Here is a 25594-nt window from a genome sequence, read left to right as displayed (position 1 = left end):
CGGACCCGGTTTGTGGCTTTGCCGCAGTAGTGGCGGCCGTCGGAGTCGGTGGCGAGGTTGGCGATGCCGAGGTCGACGCCGAGGAACCCGTCCGGCTCCTTAGTGGGTGCGTCGGGGATGTCGCAGGTGGTGTACAGGTACCACTTGCCGTCGCGGCAGATCAGGTCCGACTCGCCGTGGCGGTGCGTGACCAGGAGGGCGTGTTGCTGGTCGGAGCAGCCGAACAGGATCGGCCCGGCCCGTCCGGTGACGGTCCAGATCGACACGGTCCGGTCGGTCAGTCGCCAGGAAAGGCAGCGGTCGTCGTACGGCTGGGCCGCGTCCCGGCGGAACTGGATCGGCTTGCCCTCTGCTGCCTGCCGGCGTTTCGAGCCGGCCGGGCCGAGGGTCCCCGCCCGGATGTTGGCCTTCAGGGTGGCGTACGCCCCGGCGACCTTACGGGCGACGTGGATCGCGGGCTGGGCCGACAGGCCCATGTCCTTCAATTGGCCGTAGGTGAGCCGCTGCAACGACCGCTTGGCGAACACGCGCCGCTGATACGCCTGCGTGGAGGCGACGTTTGCGGCCTCGTTGCACAGGTCCAGGGTTGCCCGCAGCGCCGCATGCTGTGCGGCGTCCGGGAACAACCGGACCTGCACGACGATCTTCACTAGGCGCCCTGGTCGGCGTAGTCCACTTCGGCGGCCATCGACTTCGGCCACCGCCGCCAGGCAGCCCGGTCCGCTTCGTCTTCGGAGCAGCGAGCCATGGTCGTCAGGTGGGTCACGGCGCCGTCGATGTAGAGCGCAGCCTGATCAACCGTGCCGAGGTCCGGGGCGTCGTAGCCGAGCCGCGCCAGTTCCGCGACCAGCTCTGCGGCCCGAGCCTCGCTCGCCTGCTGCACGCGGGTCGCGTGCCGGCGGCGCGCCTCGGTCAGCCAGCCGGGCCTGCTGTCACGCAGCGACCGGACGTCCCTCTTCGTCCAGGGATGGTCGAGTTTCGGCAGGTCCGAGTAGTCGATGCCGAGGGCCTTGGCGGCCAAACCCGGCTTCACGGGCTTGTCCAGTTTGGCGAGCATGACCACACCGTAGCATCTTGTCCATGTCACCACGATGGACGCCAGACCCGGATGTTCGCCGAGGTAGAAGCGTTGTCTACAACCTGCAGGTTCATCTTGTCTTTGTCACCAAGTATCGGCGTGGCGTCCTCAACGACGCGATGCTCACCCACTGCGAACAGGTCATGCGGAACGTGTGCGCCGACCTGGGCGCGGCGCTGCGCGAGTTCAACGGCGAGGATGACCACGTGCACCTGCTCGTGCACTACCCGCCGAAGCTGTCGATCTCCACGCTGGTCAACCGGCTCAAGGGCGTCTCAGCGCACTACCTACGCGAGGAGTTCACCGGCCGGATCAACCGGCACATCATGCACGGCCACCTGTGGTCGCCGTCGTACTTCGCCGCGTCCTGCGGCGGCGCCCCACTAGAAGTGGTCAAGGAATACATCAAAGAACAGAAACATCCCGGTCCGTGACGCGACTCCTCGCGGCCCTCGAGGACCGGGATTCTCGCTACATCCGGTTGAAGCCGATGTTGGCGGTGGCGCCGGCACCGAGGTTGCCGTTCCACGACTCGTTGGTGGCGGTGACCTGGTTGCCGGTCTGGCTCCACCGTGCCGACCAGCCCTGGGTGACCCGCTGGTTTCCGGGAAAGGCGAACATCAGCGCCCAGCCGGTGAGCGGGTCGCCGAGATTCTTGATCGTCATGTTGGCGCTGAGGCCGGTGCTCGGACCCGCGTCCACGCGATCTGGCTCCTGTCGCGTTGAATCGACAGTGTGCCATGGAAGCGCTCCCACAACAAGCGCGCGGCAGGCCGATTCAGAGCCTTGTTTCGATCTCGTTTTGGGTCTTTCACAAAGGCGTGACGGGCGTTACAGTCGCAGCATCGTCGATGGGAGCGCTTCCATCGACAAGGTTCCAACTAGAAGATCACCGGGACCGTCTCCGACGGGCCCGGTGAACCAGCCCGAGGGCCGACGACGGGCCAGCCCGGACGCCGTCGTCAGCCATCGTCCCGCCACACGGAGGGAGGTGGAACCAGAGCCACTCGCGTGGCCCGGCTCCCGCGCGACACGCACGGCAGGACCCAAATTCCGCCCGTGTGTGTGCAGTTACGGTGGGGACGGGGGTTGCCCTCCCCCGTCCCCACACTAAACCCCCGTACACGATGGGAAAAGAGGCCGACGGGACAGGCGCGCCGCGCCGCCCGGTCGGCCTCGTTCGCTGTCCGGGGCCCGCACCGCCCTCAACCCGCCACTACCGGCCGACATGACGGCCGGCTGACCGGGCTCGCCGCCCCTGACCTATTATGGGAGCGCTCCCGAATCTCGGCGGTGGCCCCGTATCCACGAGGAGAATCATGTCGATACCTACCGGGCCCGCCGGCCCGCTGCGCTTTCCCCGCGACTTCGGCTGGGGCGCGGCCACCTCCGCGTACCAGATCGAGGGCGCCGCAAAGGAGGACGGCCGCGGCGAGTCGATCTGGGACACCTTCAGCCGCACCCCCGGGCGCACCCGCAACGGCGACACCGGCGACGTCGCCGCCGACCACTATCACCGGTACGCCGAGGACCTCGACCTGATGCGCGACCTCGGGCTACGCAGCTACCGCTTCTCCATCTCCTGGCCACGGATCCAGCCCGACGGCACCGGCGCGCCCAACCAGCGCGGGCTCGACTTCTATCGCCGCCTCCTCGACGGCCTGCACGAGCGCGACATCGCGCCGATGGCCACCCTGTTCCACTGGGACCTGCCGCAGGCCCTGCAGGACGCCGGCGGCTGGGAATCGCGGGACACCGCCGACCGCTTCGCCGACTACGCCGACGCGGTGTTCCGCGCCCTCGGCGACCGGGTGCCGGCCTGGCTCACCATCAACGAGCCCAAGACCGTGGTGCAGAACGGCTACCTCGGCGGCCACCACGCCCCCGGCCGGCAGGACCCGGACGCCGCATACCTGGTCGCCCACCACCTGCAGCTCGCCCACGGGCTCGCGGTCCGCGCGCTGCGCGCCGCCGGCGGCACCGGCCGGATCGGCCCGGCACTCAACCTGCACCCCTGCTACCCCGCCGACGACTCGCCGGAGGCGGCCACGGCCACCCGCCTCTACGACGGCTACGAGAACCGCCTCTACCTCGACTCCGTGCTCAAGGGCAGCTACCCGGAGGACGTGCTGGCCGACCTCGGCCCACAGAGCCGGATGGTCCGCGGCATCCGCGACGGCGACCTGGCGGTCATCTCCTCGCCGGTCGACCTGCTGGCGGTGCAGTACTACACGCCGATCTACGTCACCGCCGACGGCCGCACCGAGCAGCGCTGGCCGACCTCCGAGGCCGAGTGGCAGCAGATCTACCCCGACGGGATGTACGACATCCTGACCCGGGTCACCCGCGACTACGGCCCGATCCCGCTCACCGTCACCGAGAACGGGCTGCCCACCCCGGACGCCCTGGCCGCGGACGGCACCATCGACGACCCCGGCCGGATCAGCTTCCTGCGCGACCACCTGGCCGCCGCCCACCGGGCCATCGCCGACGGTGTGCCGCTGGAGAGCTTCCACGTCTGGTCGCTGCTGGACAACTTCGAATGGGCCGAGGGGTACGACCAGCGGTGGGGACTGGTTTACGTGGACTACCCGACCCAGCGGCGGGTGCTCAAGCGCAGCGCCCACTGGTACCGGTCGGTCATCGCCGACGGCGGCCTCTGAGCGGGCCGCCCGGGCGGCCGGGCCCGGACGGCTCGGCTCCGTTGAGCCGGTGACCGTCCGGGACACGGCCGGACCATCAGCGGGGCAGCGCCTGCTGCAACTCCGCCCGCAGCGCCGGGGTGAGCATCTCCCCCGCCTGCTTGGCCAGCCGGGCCATCTCGTAGCCCACCACGCCGATGTCCGCGTCCCCGGCGGCCAGCGTGGCCAGGATCGACCCGTCCCGCACCTGCATCACCAGGAAGTAGCCCCGGCCCATCTCGACCACCGTCTGCTTGACGACGTCATTGTCGAACATCTGGGCCGCGCCCGCGGTGATGCTCATCAGGCCGGAGGTCACCGCGGCGAGCTTGTCCGCATGGTCGCGGGGCAGGTTGTCGGAGAGCGCCACCAGCAGCCCGTCGGAGGAGACCACCACGGCGTGCGCCACACCCGGCACCCGCTCCGCGAACGCGCTCACCAGCCAGCTCAGGTCCCGTGCCTCCTGGCTCAACGTCGTCACTGTCGTCGTCCCCCTTCGTCGTGCCCCCCGAAGGGTGGCACGGGTATCTCGGTGGTGTCCTCGGCCTCAGCACGCCGTACCCCGCTGTAGAGCCGGGAAAGCATGCCACCGACCGCCTCCGGGTCCAGATCGTCGCGCGCCGGCGCCGATTCCGGCCGGGCCGGGCGGGTGACCGCGGAGAGCTGTGCCATCGGTACCCGCATCGGCAGGCCCCGCTCGTTCGTACCGGCGGTCACCGGGATGGCCGGCGGCACGACCGGCCCCGGCCCCGCCGGCCCGAGCGGACCCTCCGGGGACCACCAGCCGCCGCCGTTACCCGACCGCGCCGGGGCGAGCACGTCCCCGGCCCGGACCGACCCCTGGCGGGGCACGGCGATCCCCGGCGGGCGGCCCGCCACGGGCAGATCCAGTGGCGCCACGGCCGGCCCGGGCACGCCCGCCGCCCGGGTGGCCCCGGGCACCCGCTGCGCTCCCACGCCCCGAGCCGCGCTCGTGGCCAACATCCGGGCCGGCGCCGGCGGATCCAACTCCACCGCCCCCGCCGGGGCCAGCAACGCGGCAGGCAGCACGAGCCGGGCGACGAGACCATCCTCGCCACCGTCCAACCGCACCCGCACGCCGAGCCGGGCGGCCAGATGGCTGACCACGAACAGACCCATCCGCTCGACCGCCGCGACGTCGGCAGCCGGCGGGCTGGCCAGCACCACGTTCGCCTCAGCCAACGCGGTCGGGCTCATGCCCAGGCCACGGTCGGCGATCTCGATCAGCGCGGACGCGGCCTCGACCCGGGCGGTCACCACCACGATTGTGTCCGGTCGGGAGAAGGCGGTGGCGTTCTCCAGCAACTCGGCCAGCATGTGCACCAGCTCACCGACGGCGTGCCCGACCAGATGCACGTTGCCCACCGACTCGAGGCGGACACGCTGGTACTGCTCGATCTCGGCGGCAGCGGCCAGCAGCACCGCGCCGAGGCCCACCGGCCGGTTCCACCGGCGGGTGGACTCCGTGCCGGCCAGCACCAGCAGGCTCTCGTCGTTGCGGCGCATCCGGGCGGCCAGGTGGTCGAGCTTGAACAGGTTCTCCAGCTGATCCGGGTCGCTCTCCTCGCGCTCCAGATCATCCAGCAGCTCCAGCTGGCGCTCCACCAGCACCTGACTACGCCGGGCCAGGTTGACGAACATCGCGTTGACGTTGCGGCGCATCAGCGCCTGCTCGACGGCGACGGTGACCGCGCTGCGGTGCACCGCGACGAACGCCTCGGCCAGCTCGCCGATCTCGTCGAGCGAGCGGACCACCGCCGGCGGGACCTCAATGCCGGGCACCCCGCCGGTGACGGTCCGCAGCCGGTCCAGCGCGTCCGGCAGCTCGATCTGCGCGATCCGCAGCGCCTGGCTGCGCAGCAGCCGCATCGACCGGGCGACCGACCGGCCGACGAGCAGCGAAATCAGCAGGGCGACCAGCAGCACCGCGACGATCCCGCCAACCACCAGCAGAGTGGTGCGCAGCTGGCCGGTACTGGCGTCGTCGGCCTGTCGCACGGCGTCGTCCAGCACCCCCGCCTCGACCTGCCGCAGCAGCTCCTGGCGTTGCTGGCTGGCCGCCCACCACTGCTCCGAGGGCAGCACCTCGGGCGGTGCGTCACCGGCCGGCAGGCTGCGCTCCTCCAACCGGGTGGCGACCAGGAACAGCGGATCCACCGAGCTCTCGTCGTACCGGCGGATCTGATCGCTGGTGGCGGCCACCCGGAACGCGCCAAGCGCGGTCAGTTGCTGGGCGCGCAGGTCGGTGAGCAGCACACGGTCCTCGGTGCCGTACCGGCCGGCGCGCGCGGCGGCGTAGAGCTGGGCCCGAACCCGCGAGGAGAGCTCCTTGACCCGGGCCAGCTGGACGTAGCGCAGCACCGCGTCGCTCAACGCCGGCCGCTCCTGACCCGGCGTCGGCTCCGCGAGCAGGTCGAGCAGCACGTCGACGGCCCGGTGGTAGTTGCTCAGGATGGTGTCGTTGCTGAGCACCGCCGGCGGGATCGCCGGCCGGATGTCCACCACCTGGTCGTACGCCTCCAGCACCTCGGAGAAGGCGACCCGCCAGGAGGCGTCGGCGTCGGCCAGCGGCTCGGCCGCCCGCCGCAGGTCCACAATGGCCCGGTCGGTGGCCGACTGCAGAGGCTTCAGGGCCGCGGCCGAGGTCTCCCGGTCGCCACCGCGGCGCAGCTCCCCCAGCTCCCCCGCGGAGCGGTCCCGCTCCTGCTGGAGCTGGTGCACCACCGCGGTGATCTGCCGGCCGATGCCCACCTGACGGGCGAAGTCGTTCAACGCCGTGGTCCGCCCCACCAGCGCGCTGGTCTGCACGCCGGCGAGCACCAGGAACGCCACCGACGGCACCACCAGAACGGTGGCCAGCTTGGTGCTCATCCGCCAGTCGCGCAGCCGGAACGGCGAGCGGCGCCGGTGGGGAACAACCCGGACATCGAAGCGACGCCGGCGATGGTTCGACACCGCGCCGTTCACCGGGTCGGGACCTACCGCCACCCTGCCTCCTCCGTCCTGCCGCGTCCACCGCGGTCCGGGGAGCGCAGTCCATCCAACCAGGCTCGGGAGCGCTGTCAACGGTCCGAACGTGGCGGCGGTTCAGAGAGGATACTGCGGGTGCGAAGGTGGTGTCGTGGTCGGTAAGACCAGCTCGTCCGTCCGGCCGATGTCGGCGAGCTCCACCGCGTCACCGTAACGGCCCAGCGCCACCAACGCGGCGCCGGTGGCACCGATCTCCGGATTGCGTTGGTGCGACACCGGTCGCGGCGCGAGCGCCGTCGCGAACGACTGCCGCCACCACACCGACGCGGCCACCGCGCCACCGCCCAGCACCACCTCGACCGGTCGGTCGATCGTGGACTCCAGCACCGCAAGGTCGTGGGCGACCAGCTCGCACAGGCCCTGCATCAGCCCGGCCAGGATGTCCACCGCCGTGGTGCCGAAGCTGAGCCCACGCAGCTCGCCCGTGCCCGCCGGGGCCAGCCCGGGCGCCCGGTCGCCGCCGAAGCGGGGGTCAGCCGGCCGGCCACCGCCCGCCGGCACCAGCGCCAGCGCCGCGTCCAGTTCAGCGCCCTGGGGCAACCGCAACTCCCGGTCGGCCCAGGCGAACAGGTTGCCGCCACTGGAGTACGCCGCGCCGGTCACCACGTGGTCGTGGTCGACCCGGTAGCGCCAGAGCCGTTCGGGCAACCGGGGCAACGGCTCGCCGGCCGGGATCCGCTGCATCAGCCGTACGGCCGCGGAGGTGCCGACGGTCACCGCGGCCCGGCTCGGGTCCACGCAGCCCGAGCCGACGTTCGAGGCCCCGCCGTCGCCCACCGGCGGCGACCACCGGGCCTCGGCCAGCTGCGGCCAGCGGCGGGCGCGGTCGGCCCGTAGCCGGCCATGCCATTCCAGCTCGCCCAGGGGCGGCAGCTCCTGCGGTCGCGCCCCGGCCAGCGTCAGCGCCTCGTCGTCCCAGCGCAGGCTGCCCAGGTCCAGCAGGCCGGTCCCAGAGGCCTGGGACACCGACATGGGTGCCCCCACGAGCAGCTCGCCCAGCACGTACTCGGGCAGGCCGACGAACCGGGCGATCGGGCTGCCGGACTGCTCGCGCAGCCAGGGCAGCCGCACCGTCCAGTAGTTGCGGTGCCACCAGCAGCCGGTGCGCTGGTGGAAGTCGTCCGGGTCGGCTGGGCCGGGCGCACCGTCGCGCGGCGTCGGCCGGGTGTCCAGCCAGGTGAGCACCGGACCCAGCGGGGTGCCGACGCGGTCCAGCGGGAGCACCGAGTGCCACTGCGCCGAGACCGCGACCAGATCGACGTCGTGCAGGTGCCCCGCGGCGGCCAACTCGTCGAGGCACTCGATCAGGGAGGCGAGATAGTCGGGACCGGAGAGCGTGCCGGTGCCGTTGTCGCCGATGGCGAGGTTGACCTTCCGCCGGGCCAGGGCGCCGGGCATCGGTTGGGTGTCCCCGTCCAGCACCAGCCCGCGTACCGAGGAGGTGCCCAGATCGAGCGCGAGAATGTTCATCGCCGGTCAAGTTACCCGCTGCCGACCGTGCCGGAACGTCGGTCGGGCCGGGCGCCACCGGGACGCGCCATCGGGTTCCGGGCCCGGCGGCGGGCGCGTAGGGTGGATCGCATGCTCGCGCATCTGACCTGCTGGTGGCCCGCCGACCTGGCGGCCACCCCCCGCGCGTAGCTCCATCCACGCGGCCGCCATCGAGGCGGCCGCCGGATCTCCCGGCCCGGATGGCCGCCCCACTGGCGGCGCCCGGCCCCACGGAGAACCCGATGACCCACCTGACCCACCTGCTCGCCGCCGTCGCGCGCGGCGTCGACCCAGGCCCCTTCGCGCTGCTGCGCCGCGAGGGCGCCGACGAGCTGGAGCTGTTCACCGGCCCGGTCGACACCGTCGACCGGCTGGCGGACATCCCGCTGCAGCCGGGCGCGCCCGGGGCGCGGACGCTGGCCCTGGTGCCGTACCGGCAGATCACCGAGCGCGGTTTCGCCTGCCGCGACGACGGATCCCCGCTGGAGTTCCTCCAGGTCCGCGAGCACCGACGGATCGCCCTGGCCGGCGCGCTGGCCGCGCTGCCCGACGAACCGGTGCGCGCCGTCGACGCCGCGTTCGACGTCACCGACGAGGAGTACGCGCAGACCGTGCAGCGGGTGCTGTCCGAGGAGATCGGTCGCGGCGAGGGTGCCAACTTCGTCATCCACCGCACCCTGCACGCCACCGTGCAGGGCCCGCCGCTGGTGGCCGCGCTGGCCGCGCTGCGCCGGCTGCTGGTCGCCGAACGCGGGGCGTACTGGACGTTCGTGGTGCACACCGGCACTCGGACGCTGGTCGGCGCCAGCCCGGAGCGGCACGTCAGCGTCGACGACGGGCTGGTGATGATGAACCCGATCAGCGGCACCTTCCGGCCCGTCGGCGGCACGCCGGACCGGGCGGCGCTGCTGCGCTTCCTCGCCGACCCCAAGGAGGTCGAGGAGCTGTACATGGTGCTCGACGAGGAGCTGAAGATGATGGCCACCGTCGCGGAGCACGGCGGTCAGGTGATCGGCCCGTACCTCAAGGAGATGTCGCACCTGGCGCACACCGAGTACCTGCTCGCCGGTCGGGGCACCCGCGACGTGCGGGAGGTGCTGCGGGAGACGATGTTCGCCCCCACCGTGACCGGCAGCCCGATGGAGAACGCATGCCGGGTGATCGCCCGGCACGAGCGCGTCGGCCGGGGCTACTACGGGGGCGTGCTGGCCCTGCTCGGTCACGACGAGGCGGGCCGGCAGACGCTGGACGCGCCGATCCTGATCCGTACCGCCGAGATCTCTCCCACCGGCCGGTTGCGGGTGCCGGTGGGCGCCACGCTGGTCCGGCACTCGACGGCGGCCGGCGAGGTGGCCGAGACGCACGCCAAGGCGGCCGGGGTGCTGGCCGCGCTCGGCCTCGGCCCGGCGGCGCCTGCCGGCGGCGGGCCGGTCGCGCGGTTGGCTGACGACCCGGCGGTACGCGAGGCGCTGGCCGCGCGCAACGCGCCGCTGGCGCGGTTCTGGCTGGACCAGCGAGCGCCGGACGCGCTGGGGCTGCCCGGGGTGGTCGGCCGCCGGGCGCTGATCGTGGACGCCGAGGACACCTTCACCGGCATGCTGGCCCACCAGCTGGGCGCGTTGGGTCTCGCGGTCACGCTGCGGCCGTGGCACGCCAGCGGCCCGGTCGACGCCTTTGACCTGGTGGTGGCCGGGCCTGGACCGGGCGACCCGGGCAGCGATGACGAGCCGAAGATGGTGGCGCTGCGCGGGCTGCTGAGCGGGCTGCTGGCGAGCGGTCGCCCGACCCTCGCGGTCTGTCTCGGCCATCAGGTGCTGGCCGGGCTGCTGGGGCTGCCCCTGCACCGGCGCGAGGCCCCCTACCAGGGGTTGCAACGGGAGGTGCCGCTGTTCGGCCACCCCCGTCGGGTGGGCTTCTACTCCACGTTCACGGCCCGCGCCGAGGTGGACCGGTTGGACACCGCGTACGGGCCGGTGGAGCTGGCCCGGGATGCGAGCGACGGCGCCGTGCACGCGCTGCGCGGGCGCGGCTTCGCCGGGGTGCAGTTCCACCCCGAGTCGGTGCTCAGCCCGGACGGGCTCGCCGTGCTGACCGAACTGCTGGGCGACCTGCTGCCGGCACCGCGCCCGGACGAGCTGTCGGCGGCGGGCGGGCGGGCATAGTCACCGCGCCCGAGGGGTACGGCTGGATCGACCGGTGGTCGGACGGGATCGAGAGCCCCTGCCCGGCCACCGGTCGCCGGTCGGCTCAGCCGGCCAGGCCCTTCTTCAGCGCGGTGCCGATCTGTACCGCCCGTCGGGCGGTGAGCGCGGCGGCGCCCAGCGCCACGGCGTCCGGAACGATCTCCCCGTTGTTGCTGGTGTGCGAGGCGCCGTACGGGTTGCCGGCGATGAACTGGCTGGTGTCGGTGTAGCCGGGGGTCACCACGACTCCACCCCAGTGGTAGAAGACCGTGAAGAGCGAGGTCAGGGTGGTCTCCTGACCGCCGTGGGAGGTCGCCGTCGAGGTGAACGCGGAGTAGACCTTGTTGGCCAGCGCGCCCTGGGCCCACAGCGGGCCGGTGGTGTCGATGAACTGCTTCAGCTGGGCGGCGACCATGCCGTACCGGGTCGGCGCGCCGAAGATCACCACGTCGGCCCAGGCCAGGTCGTCGACCATCGCCTCGGGCACGTCCTGGGTTTCCAGGTGGTGTGCCTGCCACCCGGAGTTGGAGCGGATCGCCTCGTCCGGCGCCAGCTCGCGCACCTTTCGCAGACGCACGTCGGCGCCGGCATCCCCGGCGGCCTCGCACACGGCCTGCGCCATCTGGTACGTGATGCCGGTGGCGCTGTAGTAGATCACCGCTACCTTGGTCTGGGCAGCCATCAGATGTTCCCCTTCTCGTCAGAGTCAGCTCCGGCGACTACCCGTTGCCTGCACCGTCAAACGGCAGCCCGCGCTGCCCCACCGATCGGCGGCCGCATCCTCAAGTTTTCCGCAAGTTCCGGGGCGTTCCGACCCTCGGACGCTCACGGAGAGCGATCCTGATGTCACCGGCACCGGCGGGAGTACTCCGCCGCCCCCGCGCCGGGCACCTGAACGGGGGATCGCGCTCCGCCGGCAACGGGGCGGGCGTAGCGCGATCAGGGGCCCGTCCGCCGGTCACCGCCTCCGCTCAGCGGACCAGGGCCGCCATCAGCCGTTCCAGCTCCGCCGCCGGGTCGGCGGTGAGCCCGGTGTGCACCGGCCCGGTCTGGATCATCGTGCTGCGTGGCGCGGCCAGCCAGTGGAACCGCTCGCCGAGCCGCATCCGGGTCGCCGGTCCGTCACCGGCGCAGGTCCGGTCCCAGGAGTCGAGCACCGCAGCCACCGCCGGCAGGTCCACGTCGGGCGCCAGCGCGCGGACCCGGTCGGCGTCCAGGTGCGTCCGCGCGGCCAGGAAGTCGCGCTGCTGGCAATAGAGCAGCACGCCGACGTTGATCTGCTCGCCGCGCTCGATGCGGGGCACCAGCCGGATGACGGCGTACTCGAAGGGTTGCCTCATGCCGCGCTCCCCTGCGGCAGCCAGTCGGCGGTGCGCGCGACCCGGGCGGACAGGTGCGCCAGGTACGCCTCCCGCGCCGCGTCGGCCGAGTCGAAGTCGGCGGCGGTCAGCCACTCCTCCGGCACCAGCGCCAGCACCTCGCGGAGCAGCTCCGGGGTGACCCGGGGGGCCAGCTCGGCGTCGGCCTCGGCGAGCCGGTCGGCGTACGGCGCGAGCACGTGGTCCTCGGCGCGGTACGCCCGGTGCACGGCGGCACCGGCCCGCGGCCAGTTGTGGTGGAAGTACAGGCAGGCGCCGTGGTCGATGAGCCACAGCTCCCGGTGCCAGACCAGCAGGTTCGGGTTGCGCCAGCTCCGGTCGACGTTCTCCACGTACGCGTCGAACCAGAGCACCCGCGAGGCCAGCATCGGGTCGACAGGATGCGCGACCGGGTCGAAGCCCAGCGCCCCGGGCAGGAAGTCCATCCCCAGGTTGGCGCCGCCGCTGTTGCGCAGCAGCTCCTGCACCTCCTGGTCGGGCTCAGCCCGACCGATCACCGGGTCGATGTCGAGCACCACCAGCGGTGGTACCCGCAGCTCCAGGCGGCGGGCCAGCTCACCACAGATCACCTCGGCGATCAGCGCCTTGGGCCCCTGCCCGGCGCCGCGGAACTTCGCCACGTACGTGCCGAGGTCGTCGGCCTCCACCACGCCCGGCAGCGAGCCACCCTCGCGTAGCGGGGTGACGTAGCGGATCGCGGTGACCTGGCGGAGCACGTCGCCCACCCTACTGTGATCTCCGGCCGCGCCCGCCGGAGCCGTCGCGCGACGCGGCCGGCGAGCGCGCCCCGGCCCGGCGCGTCGCTCGTGCGAATCGGTGAGCGTCAGTCGAGCTTGTCGCGCAGGTCGTCGACCTGCTGTTGGAGGCGGTCCACCGCACCCTCGTTGTTGATGAAGGTGGAGATGCCCGCGGCGAGGCCCAGTCCGATGAGCACCGCCAGGATGCTCAGCACCAGGCCACCGATCGCCACGCCCCGCCCGGTCACGCCCGGGCGGCGGGACATCTTCAGCCCGACGATGCCGAGGATGACCCCGATGATGCCGAGCACCAACCCGATCCAGGCGAGAATGGCGGTCAGCACGCTGATCAGGCCGGCCACGCCGAAGACCAGAGCGAAGGTGGCGGCCGCGCTGGTCTTCGCGCGGGCGTCCGCCCGATGGGTCCGGGACCCGGCCGGCGCGCCCGTACCCCGGGCCGGCTCGTTTGCGGCAGTCATCAGACTCCCTTCCGCACGCGCGGCGCGCGTACTTCCGACGCGCCGCTTTCCCGCTGCCCCGGCCGTTACGCCCCCTGGGCGCGAACCGGCGAGCAACGGGCCACCGGCGCGGGGGCGGCGGATGCGCGGGACGCCGCGTCCGGCGGAGTCGTCGGTGGGTGGCCCTAGGCTGGCAGCCCGGCAACCGGAAGGGGCACGACCCATGCCTGTCGACCTCAGCGCAGCCGACGCGCTGGCGCTGCGGATGAGCAGCCTGCTGCTGCGGCCGCACCCGGGCGTCCGACCCGGCACCGTCGCCGAGGTCGTCGAGTGGTTCGGCGCGATGCAGGCACAGGACCTGGCCAGTGGGCTGTGGTCGCTGGGCGCGCGGCTGCCCGGGCAGACCGTGGCCGACGTGCAGGCTGCGTTGGAGAAGCGGGAGGCGCTGCGCACCTGGCCGATGCGGGGCACCGTGCACCTCGTCCCACCCGCCGACGCGCGCTGGATGCTGGAGCTGACCGGCGTCCGGTCGCTGGCCGGCGCGTCGACCCGGCGGGCGCAGCTCGGGCTCACCGACGCCGACGCCGACCGGGCGGTGGATGTGCTCGGCGCCGCGCTGGCCGGCGGCGGCCGACTCACCCGGGCGCAGTGCCTGGCCACCCTCCGCGCGGCCGGCCTGGCCACCGACAGCCAGCGCGGCTACCACCTGCTCTGGTACGCCAGCGTGCGCGGAGTGACCTGCCTTGCGCCGAACGTCGGCACCGAACAGACCTTCGCGCTGCTCGACGAGTGGGCGCCCGGGCCACGGCAGTTGGACCGGGACGAGGCGCTGGCCGTGCTCGCCCACCGCTACGTGCGCGGGCACGGTCCGGTCACCGCCCGCGAGTTCGCCGGCTGGACCGGCCTCACCCTGACCGACGCGCGGCGTGGGCTGGCCGCCGCCGGCGACGTGCTGACCGTGGTGCGGGTCGACGGTGTGGAGATGCACGTCGACGCGGCGCTGGCCGACGCACCACGCCCCCCGGTCGACGACGTGCTGGTGCTGCCCGGCTTCGACGAGTACCTGCTCGGCTTCCGGGACCGCTCGTTGATGCTCGACCCCGCGCACCAGGCCGCCGTCGTGCCGGGCAACAACGGCATCTTCCAGTCCACCGTGGTCCGCGCCGGCCGGGTGGTGGGCCTGTGGAAACGTCGCGTCGCCCGGGCCGCGGTCACCGTGACGATCCAGCCGCTGACGCCACTGGACACCGCCGGACGTGCCCGGGTCGAGCAGGCGTTGGGTCGGTACGCCGACTTCCTCGGGCTGCCGCCCCGGTTCGACTGGCCGGCCTGACCAGCGCGGCGTCGGGCGTCAGTCCTCGTCCGGGCTGGCAGGTCGCGGGCGGGCCGCGGTGAGCACGTCGACGACCCGGGCCACCCCGGGGTCCGCACAGATCTCCGCCACGGTCGCCGGCAGCGGCAGCCGCCAGTTCGGATACTCGTCCACCGTGCCCGGCATGTTCGGCTGACGCACCTCGCCCAGCACGTCGTAGAGGGAGACGCCGAGCAGCCGGGTCGGGCTGGCCGCGAGCGCGGCGTGCATCGCCACCACCACCTCGCCGTCATCCGGCGCGGCCGTGTCGGGCAGCAGCGCCTCGGCACGCAGCATCGTCAGCAGCCGCTCCCGGTCCGCGTCGGCCCGGGCCCGCTCCACCGCCACGTCGGCGCCGAGCAGCTTCAACTCGTCGCGTACCCGGACGTGCTCGCCAGTCAGGAAGCCGGGAGCGGTCGGCAGGTCGTGGGTGGAGATCGTGGCCAGCGCGTTGCGCGGCCAACGGGTCGGCGGAACGAAGTCGCCGTCGTCGTCCCGGGCGAACCACAGCACGGTCGAGCCGAGCATGTTTCGCCCGCGCAGCCCCCGGGTCACCGCCGGCTGGACGGTGCCAAGGTCTTCGCCGACCACCACCGCCCCGGCCCGGTGGGCCTCCAGCGCGAGGATGCCGAGCATCGCCTCGGCGTCGTAGCGGACGTAGGTGCCCTCGGCGGCGCCGGCACCCGGCGGCACCCACCACAGCCGCCACAGCCCGGCGACATGATCGACCCGCAGGCCACCGGCGTGCCGCAGGGTCCGCCGCAGCATGTCCCGGTAGGCCGCGTAACCGGTGGCGGCGAGCCGGTCCGGGCGCCACGCGGCAAGCCCCCAGTCCTGGCCGAGCTGGTTGAAGTCGTCCGGCGGGGCGCCGACCCGCACGCCCTGGGCCAGCAGGTCGGCGAGCTGCCAGCCGTCCGCGCCACCCGGGTCGATGCCGACGGCCAGGTCGTGCACCACGCCGACCGGCATCCCGGCCGCCCGGGCCGCCGCCGTGACGGCGTCGAGCTGCTCGTCGCAGAGGTGTTGCAGCCAGGCGTGGAAGGCCACCCGGTCGGCGAGCTGGCGGCGCTGCTCGGCGACCGCCGGGGCGTCCGGGTGGTGCAGCTCCGCCGGCCAGGCCCGCCAGTCGTTCCCGTGCCGCTCGGCCAACGCGCACCAGGTGGCGAACGTGGTCAGCGCCGGGTCCGCGCCCAGGTCCACCGGCTGGGCGTACGGATGCAGCAGCTCCAGGGCGTGCCGCTTGGCGGTCCACACCTCGTCGTAGTCGATCAGGTCGCCCCGGTCGGGGCGCAACGCGTCGACCACCGCCCGGGTCGCCGGGTCGGCTGCCCGGTACGCGGCGGTCTCGCTGACCCGCAGGTAGAGCGGGTTGACGAAGCGCCGACTGGCCGGCGAATACGGTGAAGCGGCGACCGGATGCGCCGGCCCGACCGCGTGCAGTGGGTTGAGCAACACCAGTCCCGCGCCGGTGGCACCGGCCCAACCGGTGAACTCGGCCAGGTCACCGAGGTCGCCCATGCCCCAGGAGCGTTCCGAGGTGAGCGCGTAGAGCTGAAGCATCCAGCCCCAGGTGCGCGGCGGCACGGGCAGCCGGCGGGGCACCACCACCAGCGTCGCCTCCCGGCCGGCGCAGGCCAGCCGGTGCCAGCCCAGCGGCAGGTCCGCCGGCAGCTCGCCGTCGACCGCGCGGTGGCCACCGTCCTCCAGGGTCACCACGCCCGGGCCGGGAAGCACCCGAGTGGCGCCGTGGGTGAGCACCACCGTCTCCGGCAGGGCGGCCCGGTCGACCGCGCGGGCGGCGGTGAGCGCGTCGGCGATGGCCGCCGGGTTGGTGGCATCCACGCCGAGGAGGCCGAGCACGCCGACGACGGTCTCCGGCGCGACCTCGACGCGCCGGTGCCGCCAGTCCTCGTACCAGGTGGACACGCCGTGCGCGTTGGCCAGCGCGACCAGTCGTCGGTTCATCCGTCCCCCGCTTCACGACGCGACCTGCGACCACCTTGTCACGGCCGGGCGTGCGGCGCAGGACCCGACGGGGCCGGCGGGCGGACCGCCGGCCCCGCCACGGTGGACGTTGTCAGTCGGCGAGCGCGCCGGCCGCCCGGCCCTCGTGCAGGGTGAGGTTGCGCCCGTTGGCCGGGTCGAACAGGTGGATCTTCTCCAGGTTGAACCAGACCCGGCGCGACTGCCCCTCGGCCACCGGGGACTCGGCCGACAGCCGGGTGACCAGGTTGCTGCCGGCGCCACTGAAGTCGGCCGCGCCCGCGTCGGCGGCCAACTCCTCCAGCTCGGCGGCGCTGGCCTTCTCCCCCTCCACGGTGAAGTAGACGTACTTGTCCGAGCCCATCGACTCGACGATCTCCACCGGAGCCTCGAACTCCAGGCCCCGGCGGCGGGTGTCCTCGTCGACCAACTCGGCGTCCTCGAAGTGCTCGGGGCGGACACCGAGGATCAGCTCACGCGGCGCGTCGGCCGCCTCCAGTTCCCGGCGGACCCGATCGCCGAGCGGCACGTCGCCCAACGCGGTACGCAACCCGCCGTCCTGCACGACGGCGTGCAGGAAGTTCATCGACGGCGAGCCGATGAAGCCGGCCACGAAGAGGTTGCGCGGGTGGTCGTAGAGCTCCTGCGGCGGGCCGACCTGCTGCACCGCACCGCCGCGCATGATCACAACCCGGTCACCGAGGGTCATCGCCTCGGTCTGGTCGTGCGTGACGTAGACGGTGGTGGTGCCGAGCTGCTTCTGCAACCGGGACACCACCGTGCGCATCTGCACCCGCAGCTTGGCGTCCAGGTTGGACAGCGGCTCGTCCATCAGGAACGCCTTCGGCTGCCGGACGATCGCCCGGCCCATAGCCACCCGCTGGCGCTGCCCACCGGAGAGGTTGGCCGGCCTGCGGTCCAGCAGCGGGGTCAGCTCCAACACCTTGGCCGCCTCGTCGACCTTCTGGTTGATGGTCTCCTTGTCCAGCTTCGCCAGCCGCAGCGGGAAGGCCATGTTCTCCCGCACGGTCATGTTCGGGTACAGCGCGTACGACTGGAACATGGCGATGTCCCGGTCCCGGGGGGCCTTGTCGTTGACCCGTTGACCGCCGATGCGCAGCTCGCCGGAGCTGATGTCCTCCAGCCCGGCGATCATGTTGAGGGTGGTGGACTTGCCGCAGCCCGAGGGGCCGACCAGGATGACGAACTCGCCGTCGGCGATCTCCAGGTCGACGTCCTGCACGGCGACGGTCCCGTCCGGGAACTTCTTGCTCACCTTGTCGAGCACGATGTCAGCCACGACTACCACCTATCCCTTGACTGCGCCGGAGGTCAGGCCGGACACGATGCGGCGCTGGAAGAAGAGGACGAACAGAATGATCGGAATGGTGATCACCACGGCGGCGGCGCAGATCGCCCCGGTGGGGTCCTCGAACTGCGACTCGCCGGTGAAGAACGACAGGGCGACCGGCACCGTACGGGCCCGCTCGGTGGAGGTCAGCGTGATGGCGAACAGGAAGTCGTTCCAGCAGAAGATGAAGACCAGGATCGCCGTGGTGAACAGCCCGGGTGCGGCCAGCGGGGCGATGACCCGCCGGAACGCCTGACCCTGGGTGGCGCCGTCCATCTTCGCCGCCTTCTCCAGGTCCCACGGGATCTGCTTGAAGAACGCCGACAGCGTGTAGATCGCCAGCGGCAGCGCGAAGGTGATGTACGGCAGGATCAGCCCGGGCCAGGTGTCGAAGAGGCCAAGCTGCCGCTCGATCTCGAACAGCGGCGACACCAGCGACACCTGCGGGAACATCGCGATCAACAGGGAGACGCCGACCAGCACCCGCTTGCCGGGGAAGTCCAGCCGGCTGATCGCGTACGCCGCCATCGCGCCGAGCACCACCGCGATCAGCGTGGCGATCAGCGCGATGCCGATCGAGTTGACCAGCGCGCGGACGAACTGGTCGGTGTCGAAGATCGTCCGGTAGTTGTCCAGCGTCCACTCCCGGGGGATGAAGTTCCCGTCGGTGAGGGTGGCCGGCGTCTTGAACGACAGCGATGCGATCCACAGCACCGGGACCAGCGCGAAGACGACCACGAGGACGTCCAGGAGGCCCCAGCGCAGCCGGGCGCGGGTGGTGGTTTCGGTACCGGTGGCCATGTCAGCGCCTCTCCCCGTCGTCGCTGCCCGGGGCAGCGGTGCCGAACAGCTTCACGAAGACGAAGGCGATGATCGCCACGGTGATGAAGATCAGCACCGACATCGTCGAGCCGATGCCGAGGTTCAGGCCCCGGATCAGGTTGTTGTAGGCGAGCATCGACACCGACGAGGTCTCGTTGCCTCCGGCGGTCAGCACGAAGATGTTGTCGAAGACCCGGAACGCGTCTAGGGTGCGGAACAGCAGCGCGACCAGGATCGCGGGCTTCATCACCGGCAGCATCACCTTGGTGAACCGCTGCCAGGCGGTCGCGCCGTCGGTGGACGCGGCCTTGAGCAGGTCCTCCGGGACCAGCGCCAGCCCGGCCATCAGCAGCAGCGCCATGAACGGGGTGGTCTTCCAGATCTCCGCGAGCATGATGATCGCCAGCGAGCTGGCCCGCTCGGTGAGCGGCGCGCCGTCGCTGAACAGGTCGGCGAGGTAGCCGGTGCCCGGCGTCCAGGCGTACCGCCAGGAGAACGCGGCGACCACGGTGACGATCCCGTACGGGATCAGCGCCGCGGTCCGCACGATGCCCCGCCCGACCAGCGTGCGGTGCATGATCAGCGCCAGCCCCATGCCGAGCACCAGCTCGACGGCCACGGTGACCACCGTGATCAGCATGGTCACCCCGAACGCGGTCCACCAGAACTCGTTGGTGAGCACCGTGACGTAGTTCTCCAGCCCGATGAACTCGCGCTGGTCGGGAAAGCGCAGGTCGAAGCGCTGGAGCGACAGCCAGACCGAATAGATGATCGGGTACGCGGTCACCGCGACCATGACCAGCGCGGCGGGCGCGCAGAGCAGCCAGCCGAGCTTGCGTTCGGCCTTCTTGTTCTCGCTCAGCGGTGCCTTGCGACGGCCGGTGCGCTGGGTGGGGACGGTGGCGTGCCGGTCGGTGGAGCGGGTGGTCTCCTCGGCGGTCACGTCCGCCCCGGTCGGCGTGGCGGGCAGGCTCACGGGAGGACCCCCTTGGACTGGAGAGCGTCGGCGATGGCGCCGCGCAGCTCGTCCGCGGTCTTCTGCGGACGGATCGCCGACGGCGGCGACAGGATCGCCGACATCACGGTGGAGATGCTCTGGTAGGCCGGGGTCAGCGGGCGGGTCGCCGGCTCCTTCAGCTCCTCCAGGATGGTGTCCTTCATCGGGTACGCCTCGACCATCTCCGGCTCGTCGTAGACCGCCTCGATGGTGGGCGGCACGCCGTCGTTGATCGCGGAGAACTTCTGGTGCTCGGCGTTGCGGATGCAGCGGGCCGCCTCGAAGGACAGCTCCGGGTGCTTGGAGTAGGAGCTGACCGCCATGTTCACCCCGCCGATGGTGACCTTGCTCGGGGTGTTCTCGTCGATGCCCGGCATCCGAGCCCAGCCGACCTGCTTGGCCAGCTCCGGGTTCGCCTCCTGCAGTGCCGGGTAGACGAACGGCCAGTTCACCTGGAACGCGCCCGCGCCGGACTCGAACTCCAGCCGGACCGGGTCCTCGGTGGCATTGCTGAACGACGGCGAGGTCACGCCCGACGTGGCGAAGCGCTGCAACTGCTCCAGCGCCCGGACCGTGCCGGCGTCCATCACGGCCTGCGTACCGTCGTCGTTGAGGATGTTTCCGCCGGCGCTCTCGGCCAGGGTGTTGTAGAGGACGACCAGGCCCTCGTACTGGGCGCCCATGGTGAGCACCTGGTAGGGCTTGTCCTGGTCCTTGAGCTGCTGCGCGGCCGTGATCATCTGGTCCCAGGTGGTCGGCGGCTGCGGCACCAGGTCCTTGCGGTACCAGAGCAGCTGGACGTTGGTGTTCTTCGGCGCGGCGTACAGCTTGTCCTCGTAGCGGGCGGTGTCCAGCGGCCCGGCGAGGGTGCCCTGCTCGACCTCGGCCTTGTCCTGGCCGGTCCACTCGCGGATCCAGTCGGCGCTGGCGAACTCCTGGGTCCAGGTGACATCCAGACCGAGCAGGTCCATGCCGGTGTCCTCGGCGGCCAGCCGACGCACCATCTGCACGCGTTGCTCGTCGGCCTGTCGGGGCAGCACCCGGTAGGCGATCTTGTACCGCCCCTGGGCCTGCGCGTTGCAGTCGTCGACGACCTTCTGCAGGTTCTGTTCGGGCGGGTAGTACAGGTTGAGCGTCGGTGGGCCACCAGCGTCACCGGAACCACAGGCGGCCAAGGGCGCCACCAGCGTCAACACGGCGGCAGCCGCCACCACGCGGACCCGTGGTCGCCGTCGACGTCGGGCCTCGTCAGGGTCGTTCATCACCCCTCCCCTCTTGTCGGCCAGCAGCCGGGAGAAGGCACCGTGCCCCGGCGCACGGCGAGACGGTCGGGGCGCTGGGCCAGCGGCGCGGCAACCCCGGACGTTTCGTGGCCTTCACACTGCCCGAGCTGGGAAGTCACGAAACCTGCGCGAGACCCGACGCCGCTGGACCGGGGGTGGCGAGGCGCGGTGTGCGGGAGATCACCACAGCGCCGGCCCGGCGGCGAGCAGGTTCGCCGCCGGGCCGGGCATCCTGGGACGGTGCTAGCCCGTTTCAAGGATCTCTGTCTGGACGCCGCCGACCCGCACGCCCTGGGTGCCTTCTGGGGGCGGATGCTCGACGCCGAGGTCGTGGACCTCGGCGACGGCGACACTCGCCTGGACCCGCGCTCCGCGCGCTCGAACGCCGAGTCGATCTGGGTGAACCGGGTGCCGGAGCCGCGTACCGGCAAAACCCGCGTACACCTGGATCTGCGGTTGGCCGGCGCGGAGCCGGCGGCGCTGCTCGCGGCCGGTGCCCGGCTGCTTCGCGAACCGGACGGGGAGGTCGGCTGGTGGGTGCTGGCCGACCCGGAGGGCAACCCGTTCTGCGCCTTCCCGGCCCGGGACGGCGCCCGACCGGGCCTCTTCGAGCTGGTCGTGGACGCGGCCGACCCGGCCGCCCAGGCTGCCTGGTGGACCGGCGTGGTCGGCGGCACGGTCGAGTACGGGTCGGGTAACGCGTCGGTGGTCGGCGCGGCCGGGTTCCCCTGGGACCACTGGGTGTTCAACGGGGTGCCCGAGCCCAAGACCGTCAAGAACCGGCTGCACTGGGACGTCGACCTGGTCGACCCGGAGCCCATGGCGCTGATCGAGGCGGGCGCGACGCTGCTGCGGGAGCCAATTGACGAGGCCCACTGGTGGTGGGTGCTGGCCGACCCGGAGGGCAACGAGTTCTGCGCCTTCGCGCCGCGTCCCATCGGGTGAGCGAACGACTACCCAGCGCGCGCACCGTCGACTAGCGTCTTCCTAGCGCCGCAGCCAACGCGTTCGCCGCCGACGTCGACACGCCTCTGGCCGACCCCAGCCTGCCCGATCGGTTGGTAATCGCGGGAACGTCCCACCGCCGCTCCCGCGGTTCGGCAGGATCGTCCCAACGAGGAGGTGCCGTCGTGCAGGACACCCGCGCTCTCGCCCTGACATTCGAGGTGAGCGGCCTGCCACCGGTCAAGACCGAAGCGTTGTCCATCTTCGCCGCCGGGCACCGGCAGGCGACGAGGGTCCGCACCCTGCTCCAGGCCGCCCTGGCAGCGGCCCAGCGCACCGGCTGGACGCCGTTGCCCGGGCCGGTCGAGGTCGACCTGGTCCTACGCTGCCCGCCCGGGCACCGCACGGCCGACGCCAGCACCCTGCTGGGCGGCGTCTGCGCGGTGCTGCAGGACAAGAAGCGGGTGTCCAGCATCGGCCTGGCCCACCTCGGCGTCCTGGTGGACGTCGCCCTCTACGACGACGACCGGCAGATCCGCCGGTTGTCGTACCAGGAGGAGCCGGCGGAGGACTTCTCGTATCAGGTGCGGGTCGCCGCCGTACCGACCGGGGTTTGACCGACGGCTGCGGTGGGGTACCGCGGACGCCGACGAAGGGAGCACCGATGTCGGAGCCACATGTCACGCTCGACCCGCGCGGGCTCGACCCCGTGCAGCAGAAGCTGCGCGGCCCGCTGGAGGACCAGCTGACCTCGGCGCTCCAGGCAGCGATCGAACGGGTCCGCGGCGGCTACGCCGGCGAGCCGGTCGAGCAGGTCTGCCAGCGACTGTTGGACGAGACGCGGTCCGGGCTGCATCCCGACATCGCGGCCGGCTTCAACCCGGACATGGACGAGTTCTGCCGGGTGGCGGTGGCCATCGTCCGCGGCGGCAAGGTCTCCTGAACCGGAAACCCCGCCTCCGCGGCGCAGGTCAGTATCGGCCGAGCTGGGCGTACGGGCTGAGCACGATGCGCGGCGAGGCCGTCGGGTCCAGCCAGTTCAGCACGTCGACCAGGTTGTCGTGGGAGAGGGACACGCAACCGGCGGTGGCGTTGCCGGCGCTGGTGCTGAACTGGTGCAGGAAGATGCCGCTGCCCGCGTTCGGGATCGGCGTCGGCACGTTCGGCGCCATGTTGTAGGTGATGACCGCGAAGTGCGTGTACGCGGGCACCTCCGTCCACAGCGCCTCGCTGGCCCCGCCCGGGTGGGTCGAGCTGTGCTGGAAGGTGTTGTACCGCGACGACGACGGGTTCTCGTTCCACCAGTCGCCACTGACCAGCCGGTGGTACGGGTACCGCATGCCCGGGTTCGCCGCGATGCCGTACATGGTCGGGCCGATCGAATAGACACCGGTGGGCGTGGTCGGCACACCCTCCACGTGGTTGTCGCTGAAGCCCTCTGAGCCGATCCGTGCGGGCAACGACGCCGAGGCGGGCTGCCAGCGACCCCTGATCTTCACGTACGCCTCAAGGGTGGCGTACGTGGTGGTGTAGCTGGCGGAGCTGACGATGAGCACCTGCTTCGTCTGCGGCGGCAGGGTGGTCAGCCGGGCGGCCAGGTTGCGGCGCGGCAGCGTCGGCCGGGTGGATCGGGGAACCGGCGCCGTGCCCCAGGCCGGCGCCAGCGGCCGGCTCGCGCCGAGCGCGGGCGCCGCAGGGGCGAGCACGGCCGGCACCGCGAGGCCTGCGGCGGCACCGAGCAGGAGGGATCTGCGCTTCATTCCATCATCCTGACAGTCGGCCCGGCTCGCGTCTGTCCCGCTCGCCGGGGGTGGTCGTTTGGGGGCGTGGTCAGGGCCGGGTCCGCAACTACCCGGCCCTGACCTCCGGCGGACCGGCAGGGAAGCGGACAGCTCCGGCACCCCGTCGCACGCGCGTGCGTGGCACGACGCCTCGCGGCTCGACGGAGCGAGCCGGCCGCTCCGCACTCAGCTCCACGGTGCCCACCCGCCGGACGCCGGTGCGCCCCCGGCACACCCCGAGAGGCCGTGAGCGCCGGCCCAGGTTAGGCGCGCCACGACGGGCCGGACAAGGCGCGGCGAACCGCCAGCGGCGTGACTGATCTCAAGGTGGAAAAGCGGCATGTCGGCGTAACGCGACCATGATCGCTGGCGCTGTTCGGCTTTTGGACGGTCAGAAGTGCCGCAGCAGATCGCGGAACTCGGCCAGCCGCAGAACGCCCGCGTCGGTCGGGTCCAGTTCGTCGTCCTCCAGCACCCAGGTGTTCTCGTTTGGAATGAACACCGCGTTCAGTCCGGCCGCCCGGGCCGGCAGGATGTCCGACTTCGGGGAATTGCCGATCATCCACGCGCCGGCCGGGTCGAAGCCGTGCTCCCGGATCAGCCACCGATACGTGTCGACCTTCTTCTCGGCGACGATGTGCGCGGCCCGGAAGTGGTGCAGCAGCCCGCAGGCGTCCAGCTTGCGCTGCTGTTCCACCTGGTCGCCCTTGGTCAGCAGCAACAGCTCGTGCCGACCGGCCAGCTCGTCGAGCGCGTCGGCCACCCCGGGCATCAACTCGACCCGGTGCTCGACCAGGGCCACCGCCAGCCGGTCGATCTCCTGACGCTCGGCGTCGGTGGCCGGCCGCTCGCGCAGCCGCTCCAGGCACTCCGCGAGGCTGCGCAGGAAGACCTTGCTGCCGTAGCCGTGCGCCACCGCGTTGGCCCGCTCGATGTCGTCGAGGATCGCCCGGGTCTCGGCCCGGTCCAGAGTGGGATGGTCGAGCCAGCCCAGGAAGTCGTCGATCACCCGCTCGAAGACGACGTTGTTCTCCCAGAGGGTGTCGTCCGCGTCGAAGACCAACACCTGCGCCTGCCGCCGGGCCATCGCGTCCACCGTCATGCCGCCACCTCCTTGTGATCAGCTCCTCCGCCGATCCGGGACTCTAGGACGTATCGCGCGGCGAACCCAGCGACTTTCCGCCCCGCCGGTCAGGGCCACCGCAGCAACCGGTCCGCGATCATCGCCTCCCGTTCCTCCTGCGCCTCGGGGCGCAGCCGACCGCCCCTGGTGAGCATCACCACGCCGTGCAGCAGACTCCAGCCCACCTCGGCCAGGGTGTCCGGGTCACGCCCCTCGGCCAGTGGGGCCAGGGCCGCCCGCAGCTCCGCGAAGACGGCCCGGGGCGCGGCCGGCACACCATCCACGCCGAGGGCAAGGTCGGGGGTCAGCGCGAGCATCGCGTCGTAGACCTCCGGATTCGCGTACGCGAAGTCGAGGTACGCGCTCACCACCGCCGGCCAGGCCCGTTCCGTACCTTCGGTGGCCTCGGCATGACCTTCGGTGGCCTCCGCGTGAGCCTCGGCCAGGTCGGCGGCCAGGTCGGCGAAGGCGCACACCGCGACAGCGGCGAGCAACGCCTCCTGATCGGCGAAGTGCCGGTAGAGATCCCCGACGTCGATCTCGGCCCGCTCGGCCAGCCGCCGGGTACTCACCCCCGTCCAGCCCTCGGCCTCGGCCAACTCCCGAGCGACCGTGACGATGAAGTCACGTCGGTCCTCTTCGGTGGCGCCTTCGGTAGGTGCGGACACGCCCACGAGCGTAAGTCGAGGACACCAGACGTAGCGGCGCGGTGACGGATTGGTGACTGTGCGGTGCCCGTTCAACGCGCAGGTCAGGACGCCTGACCCGATGATCGTGCTCGATCCTGGATCCAGTGGCCTCGCAACACCTTGGGTTCAAGTGGTTGTTGCAACGGGGTGGATTCTCGTGAGGATGAGGAGTCATGCCGGGGCAGAGGTTGTCGTCCGCGGAGCGGGCGCA

Annotated in this window: 24 protein-coding genes and 1 pseudogene; 7 read left to right on the top strand and 18 right to left on the bottom strand. The window is 72.1% G+C overall.

What is annotated here, in order from left to right; genetic code table 11:
- Together ABZV00_RS35965 and ABZV00_RS35960 are read right to left on the bottom strand one after the other, a co-directional pair.
- Positions 1 to 650 (bottom strand): hypothetical protein (locus tag ABZV00_RS35965; RefSeq protein ID WP_355614560.1); only part of this gene is annotated, 650 nt, incomplete at its 3' end.
- Positions 650 to 1063 carry a hypothetical protein gene (locus tag ABZV00_RS35960; RefSeq protein WP_355614557.1) on the bottom strand — a complete coding sequence of 138 codons (414 nt, stop codon included), beginning with the start codon at positions 1061 to 1063 and terminating at the stop codon, positions 650 to 652. The genes ABZV00_RS35965 and ABZV00_RS35960, both read right to left, overlap by 1 nt.
- Positions 1064 to 1080: 17 nt before the next feature.
- On the opposite strand from ABZV00_RS35960, the gene tnpA reads away from it, so the two are divergent.
- Positions 1081 to 1512 carry an IS200/IS605 family transposase gene (tnpA, locus tag ABZV00_RS35955; protein ID WP_328418609.1) on the top strand — a complete coding sequence of 144 codons (432 nt, stop codon included), beginning with the start codon at positions 1081 to 1083 and terminating at the stop codon, positions 1510 to 1512.
- Positions 1513 to 1558: 46 nt separating this feature from the next.
- Here tnpA and ABZV00_RS35950 read toward each other — a convergent pair.
- Positions 1559 to 1762, bottom strand: a pseudogene (locus ABZV00_RS35950) (cellulose binding domain-containing protein); the annotation flags it as partial.
- Between the two features lie 635 nt (positions 1763 to 2397).
- Here ABZV00_RS35950 and ABZV00_RS35945 point away from each other — a divergent pair.
- Positions 2398 to 3741 carry a GH1 family beta-glucosidase gene (locus ABZV00_RS35945; protein ID WP_355614553.1) on the top strand — a complete coding sequence of 448 codons (1344 nt, stop codon included), beginning with the start codon at positions 2398 to 2400 and terminating at the stop codon, positions 3739 to 3741.
- Positions 3742 to 3817: 76 nt separating this feature from the next.
- Here ABZV00_RS35945 and ABZV00_RS35940 read toward each other — a convergent pair whose 3' ends face one another.
- From ABZV00_RS35940 to ABZV00_RS35930, 3 genes are all read right to left on the bottom strand, one after another.
- Positions 3818 to 4231: a roadblock/LC7 domain-containing protein gene (locus ABZV00_RS35940; protein ID WP_328418611.1), complete on the bottom strand. Its 414-nt coding sequence runs from the start codon at positions 4229 to 4231 to the stop codon at positions 3818 to 3820.
- A 5-nt stretch (positions 4232 to 4236) separates the two neighbouring features.
- Positions 4237 to 6768, bottom strand: a complete 2532-nt coding sequence (locus ABZV00_RS35935; RefSeq protein WP_355614550.1) for a nitrate- and nitrite sensing domain-containing protein — start codon at positions 6766 to 6768, stop codon at positions 4237 to 4239.
- 99 nt (positions 6769 to 6867) lie between these two features.
- Positions 6868 to 8280: an FGGY family carbohydrate kinase gene (locus tag ABZV00_RS35930; protein WP_355614547.1), complete on the bottom strand. Its 1413-nt coding sequence runs from the start codon at positions 8278 to 8280 to the stop codon at positions 6868 to 6870.
- Positions 8281 to 8543: 263 nt separating this feature from the next.
- On the opposite strand from ABZV00_RS35930, the gene ABZV00_RS35925 reads away from it, so the two are divergent.
- On the top strand, positions 8544 to 10463 hold the full coding sequence (locus tag ABZV00_RS35925) for an anthranilate synthase family protein (protein ID WP_355614544.1): 1920 nt from the start codon (positions 8544 to 8546) through the stop codon (positions 10461 to 10463).
- 85 nt (positions 10464 to 10548) lie between these two features.
- On the opposite strand, the gene wrbA is transcribed toward ABZV00_RS35925, so the two are convergent.
- From wrbA to ABZV00_RS35905, 4 genes are all read right to left on the bottom strand, one after another.
- Positions 10549 to 11166 carry an NAD(P)H:quinone oxidoreductase gene (gene wrbA, locus ABZV00_RS35920; RefSeq protein ID WP_355614541.1) on the bottom strand — a complete coding sequence of 206 codons (618 nt, stop codon included), beginning with the start codon at positions 11164 to 11166 and terminating at the stop codon, positions 10549 to 10551.
- 289 nt (positions 11167 to 11455) lie between these two features.
- Positions 11456 to 11824 carry a DUF3037 domain-containing protein gene (locus ABZV00_RS35915; RefSeq protein ID WP_328418615.1) on the bottom strand — a complete coding sequence of 123 codons (369 nt, stop codon included), beginning with the start codon at positions 11822 to 11824 and terminating at the stop codon, positions 11456 to 11458.
- Positions 11821 to 12579, bottom strand: coding sequence for a HipA family kinase (locus ABZV00_RS35910; RefSeq protein ID WP_355614538.1), 759 nt, complete (start codon positions 12577 to 12579; stop codon positions 11821 to 11823). Before ABZV00_RS35910 ends, ABZV00_RS35915 begins: the two co-directional genes overlap by 4 nt.
- A 107-nt stretch (positions 12580 to 12686) precedes the next feature.
- A complete protein-coding gene (locus tag ABZV00_RS35905; RefSeq protein WP_328418617.1) occupies positions 12687 to 13079 on the bottom strand; it encodes a DUF4190 domain-containing protein in 393 nt (130 codons plus the stop codon).
- Between the two features lie 202 nt (positions 13080 to 13281).
- On the opposite strand from ABZV00_RS35905, the gene ABZV00_RS35900 reads away from it, so the two are divergent.
- Positions 13282 to 14391, top strand: coding sequence for a winged helix DNA-binding domain-containing protein (locus tag ABZV00_RS35900; protein ID WP_355614535.1), 1110 nt, complete (start codon positions 13282 to 13284; stop codon positions 14389 to 14391).
- A gap of 18 nt (positions 14392 to 14409) precedes the next feature.
- Here ABZV00_RS35900 and malQ read toward each other — a convergent pair whose 3' ends face one another.
- The 5 genes from malQ to ABZV00_RS35875 form a co-directional block, all read right to left on the bottom strand.
- Complete coding sequence (malQ, locus tag ABZV00_RS35895) at positions 14410 to 16374, bottom strand: 4-alpha-glucanotransferase (RefSeq protein ID WP_355614532.1); 1965 nt, start codon at positions 16372 to 16374, stop codon at positions 14410 to 14412.
- A gap of 112 nt (positions 16375 to 16486) precedes the next feature.
- Complete coding sequence (ugpC, locus tag ABZV00_RS35890) at positions 16487 to 17692, bottom strand: sn-glycerol-3-phosphate ABC transporter ATP-binding protein UgpC (protein ID WP_355614529.1); 1206 nt, start codon at positions 17690 to 17692, stop codon at positions 16487 to 16489.
- Positions 17693 to 17701: 9 nt separating this feature from the next.
- On the bottom strand, positions 17702 to 18544 hold the full coding sequence (locus ABZV00_RS35885) for a carbohydrate ABC transporter permease (protein WP_355614526.1): 843 nt from the start codon (positions 18542 to 18544) through the stop codon (positions 17702 to 17704).
- Between the two features lies 1 nt (position 18545).
- The gene (locus ABZV00_RS35880) at positions 18546 to 19541 is read right to left on the bottom strand and encodes a sugar ABC transporter permease (RefSeq protein WP_355614523.1); all 996 of its coding nucleotides are present in this window, start codon (positions 19539 to 19541) and stop codon (positions 18546 to 18548) included.
- A complete protein-coding gene (locus ABZV00_RS35875) occupies positions 19538 to 20824 on the bottom strand; it encodes an ABC transporter substrate-binding protein (RefSeq protein WP_355614520.1) in 1287 nt (428 codons plus the stop codon). Before ABZV00_RS35875 ends, ABZV00_RS35880 begins: the two co-directional genes overlap by 4 nt.
- A 261-nt stretch (positions 20825 to 21085) precedes the next feature.
- Here ABZV00_RS35875 and ABZV00_RS35870 point away from each other — a divergent pair, with 261 nt between their 5' ends.
- From ABZV00_RS35870 to ABZV00_RS35860, 3 genes are all read left to right on the top strand, one after another.
- The gene (locus tag ABZV00_RS35870; RefSeq protein ID WP_355614517.1) at positions 21086 to 21790 is read left to right on the top strand and encodes a VOC family protein; all 705 of its coding nucleotides are present in this window, start codon (positions 21086 to 21088) and stop codon (positions 21788 to 21790) included.
- Positions 21791 to 21975: 185 nt separating this feature from the next.
- Positions 21976 to 22407, top strand: a complete 432-nt coding sequence (locus ABZV00_RS35865; RefSeq protein ID WP_328418625.1) for a hypothetical protein — start codon at positions 21976 to 21978, stop codon at positions 22405 to 22407.
- 47 nt (positions 22408 to 22454) lie between these two features.
- On the top strand, positions 22455 to 22733 hold the full coding sequence (locus tag ABZV00_RS35860; protein WP_328418626.1) for a hypothetical protein: 279 nt from the start codon (positions 22455 to 22457) through the stop codon (positions 22731 to 22733).
- 28 nt (positions 22734 to 22761) lie between these two features.
- Here the strand turns inward: ABZV00_RS35860 and ABZV00_RS35855 are convergent, their stop codons facing one another.
- The 3 genes from ABZV00_RS35855 to ABZV00_RS35845 form a co-directional block, all read right to left on the bottom strand.
- Positions 22762 to 23550: a L,D-transpeptidase family protein gene (locus tag ABZV00_RS35855; RefSeq protein WP_355614513.1), complete on the bottom strand. Its 789-nt coding sequence runs from the start codon at positions 23548 to 23550 to the stop codon at positions 22762 to 22764.
- A gap of 412 nt (positions 23551 to 23962) precedes the next feature.
- The gene (locus tag ABZV00_RS35850) at positions 23963 to 24673 is read right to left on the bottom strand and encodes an HAD family hydrolase (RefSeq protein ID WP_355614510.1); all 711 of its coding nucleotides are present in this window, start codon (positions 24671 to 24673) and stop codon (positions 23963 to 23965) included.
- Between the two features lie 89 nt (positions 24674 to 24762).
- A complete protein-coding gene (locus ABZV00_RS35845; protein WP_355614507.1) occupies positions 24763 to 25362 on the bottom strand; it encodes a TetR/AcrR family transcriptional regulator in 600 nt (199 codons plus the stop codon).
- Positions 25363 to 25594: the final 232 nt, after the last annotated feature.

Origin of the sequence: Micromonospora sp. NPDC005173, assembly GCF_040608515.1 — a bacterium.
Lineage (GTDB): Bacteria > Actinomycetota > Actinomycetes > Mycobacteriales > Micromonosporaceae > Micromonospora.
The sequence above is the reverse complement of the archived record's forward strand: the minus strand, read 5'-3'. Positions and strand labels throughout refer to the sequence as shown.

Bases quoted from the DNA above. Each gene is read 5' to 3' on its own strand.
- ABZV00_RS35925 (WP_355614544.1), top strand. From the start codon at position 8,544: ATGACCCACCTGACCCACCTGCTCGCCGCCGTCGCGCGCGGCGTCGAC.
- ABZV00_RS35945 (WP_355614553.1), top strand. From the start codon at position 2,398: ATGTCGATACCTACCGGGCCCGCCGGCCCGCTGCGCTTTCCCCGCGAC.
- ABZV00_RS35915 (WP_328418615.1), bottom strand. From the start codon at position 11,824: ATGAGGCAACCCTTCGAGTACGCCGTCATCCGGCTGGTGCCCCGCATC.
- ABZV00_RS35905 (WP_328418617.1), bottom strand. From the start codon at position 13,079: ATGACTGCCGCAAACGAGCCGGCCCGGGGTACGGGCGCGCCGGCCGGG.
- wrbA (WP_355614541.1), bottom strand. From the start codon at position 11,166: ATGGCTGCCCAGACCAAGGTAGCGGTGATCTACTACAGCGCCACCGGC.
- ABZV00_RS35885 (WP_355614526.1), bottom strand. From the start codon at position 18,544: ATGGCCACCGGTACCGAAACCACCACCCGCGCCCGGCTGCGCTGGGGC.
- ABZV00_RS35855 (WP_355614513.1), bottom strand. From the start codon at position 23,550: ATGAAGCGCAGATCCCTCCTGCTCGGTGCCGCCGCAGGCCTCGCGGTG.
- ABZV00_RS35875 (WP_355614520.1), bottom strand. From the start codon at position 20,824: ATGAACGACCCTGACGAGGCCCGACGTCGACGGCGACCACGGGTCCGC.
- ABZV00_RS35900 (WP_355614535.1), top strand. From the start codon at position 13,282: ATGCCTGTCGACCTCAGCGCAGCCGACGCGCTGGCGCTGCGGATGAGC.
- ABZV00_RS35930 (WP_355614547.1), bottom strand. From the start codon at position 8,280: ATGAACATTCTCGCGCTCGATCTGGGCACCTCCTCGGTACGCGGGCTG.
- malQ (WP_355614532.1), bottom strand. From the start codon at position 16,374: ATGAACCGACGACTGGTCGCGCTGGCCAACGCGCACGGCGTGTCCACC.
- tnpA (WP_328418609.1), top strand. From the start codon at position 1,081: ATGTCACCACGATGGACGCCAGACCCGGATGTTCGCCGAGGTAGAAGC.
- ABZV00_RS35850 (WP_355614510.1), bottom strand. From the start codon at position 24,673: ATGACGGTGGACGCGATGGCCCGGCGGCAGGCGCAGGTGTTGGTCTTC.
- ABZV00_RS35860 (WP_328418626.1), top strand. From the start codon at position 22,455: ATGTCGGAGCCACATGTCACGCTCGACCCGCGCGGGCTCGACCCCGTG.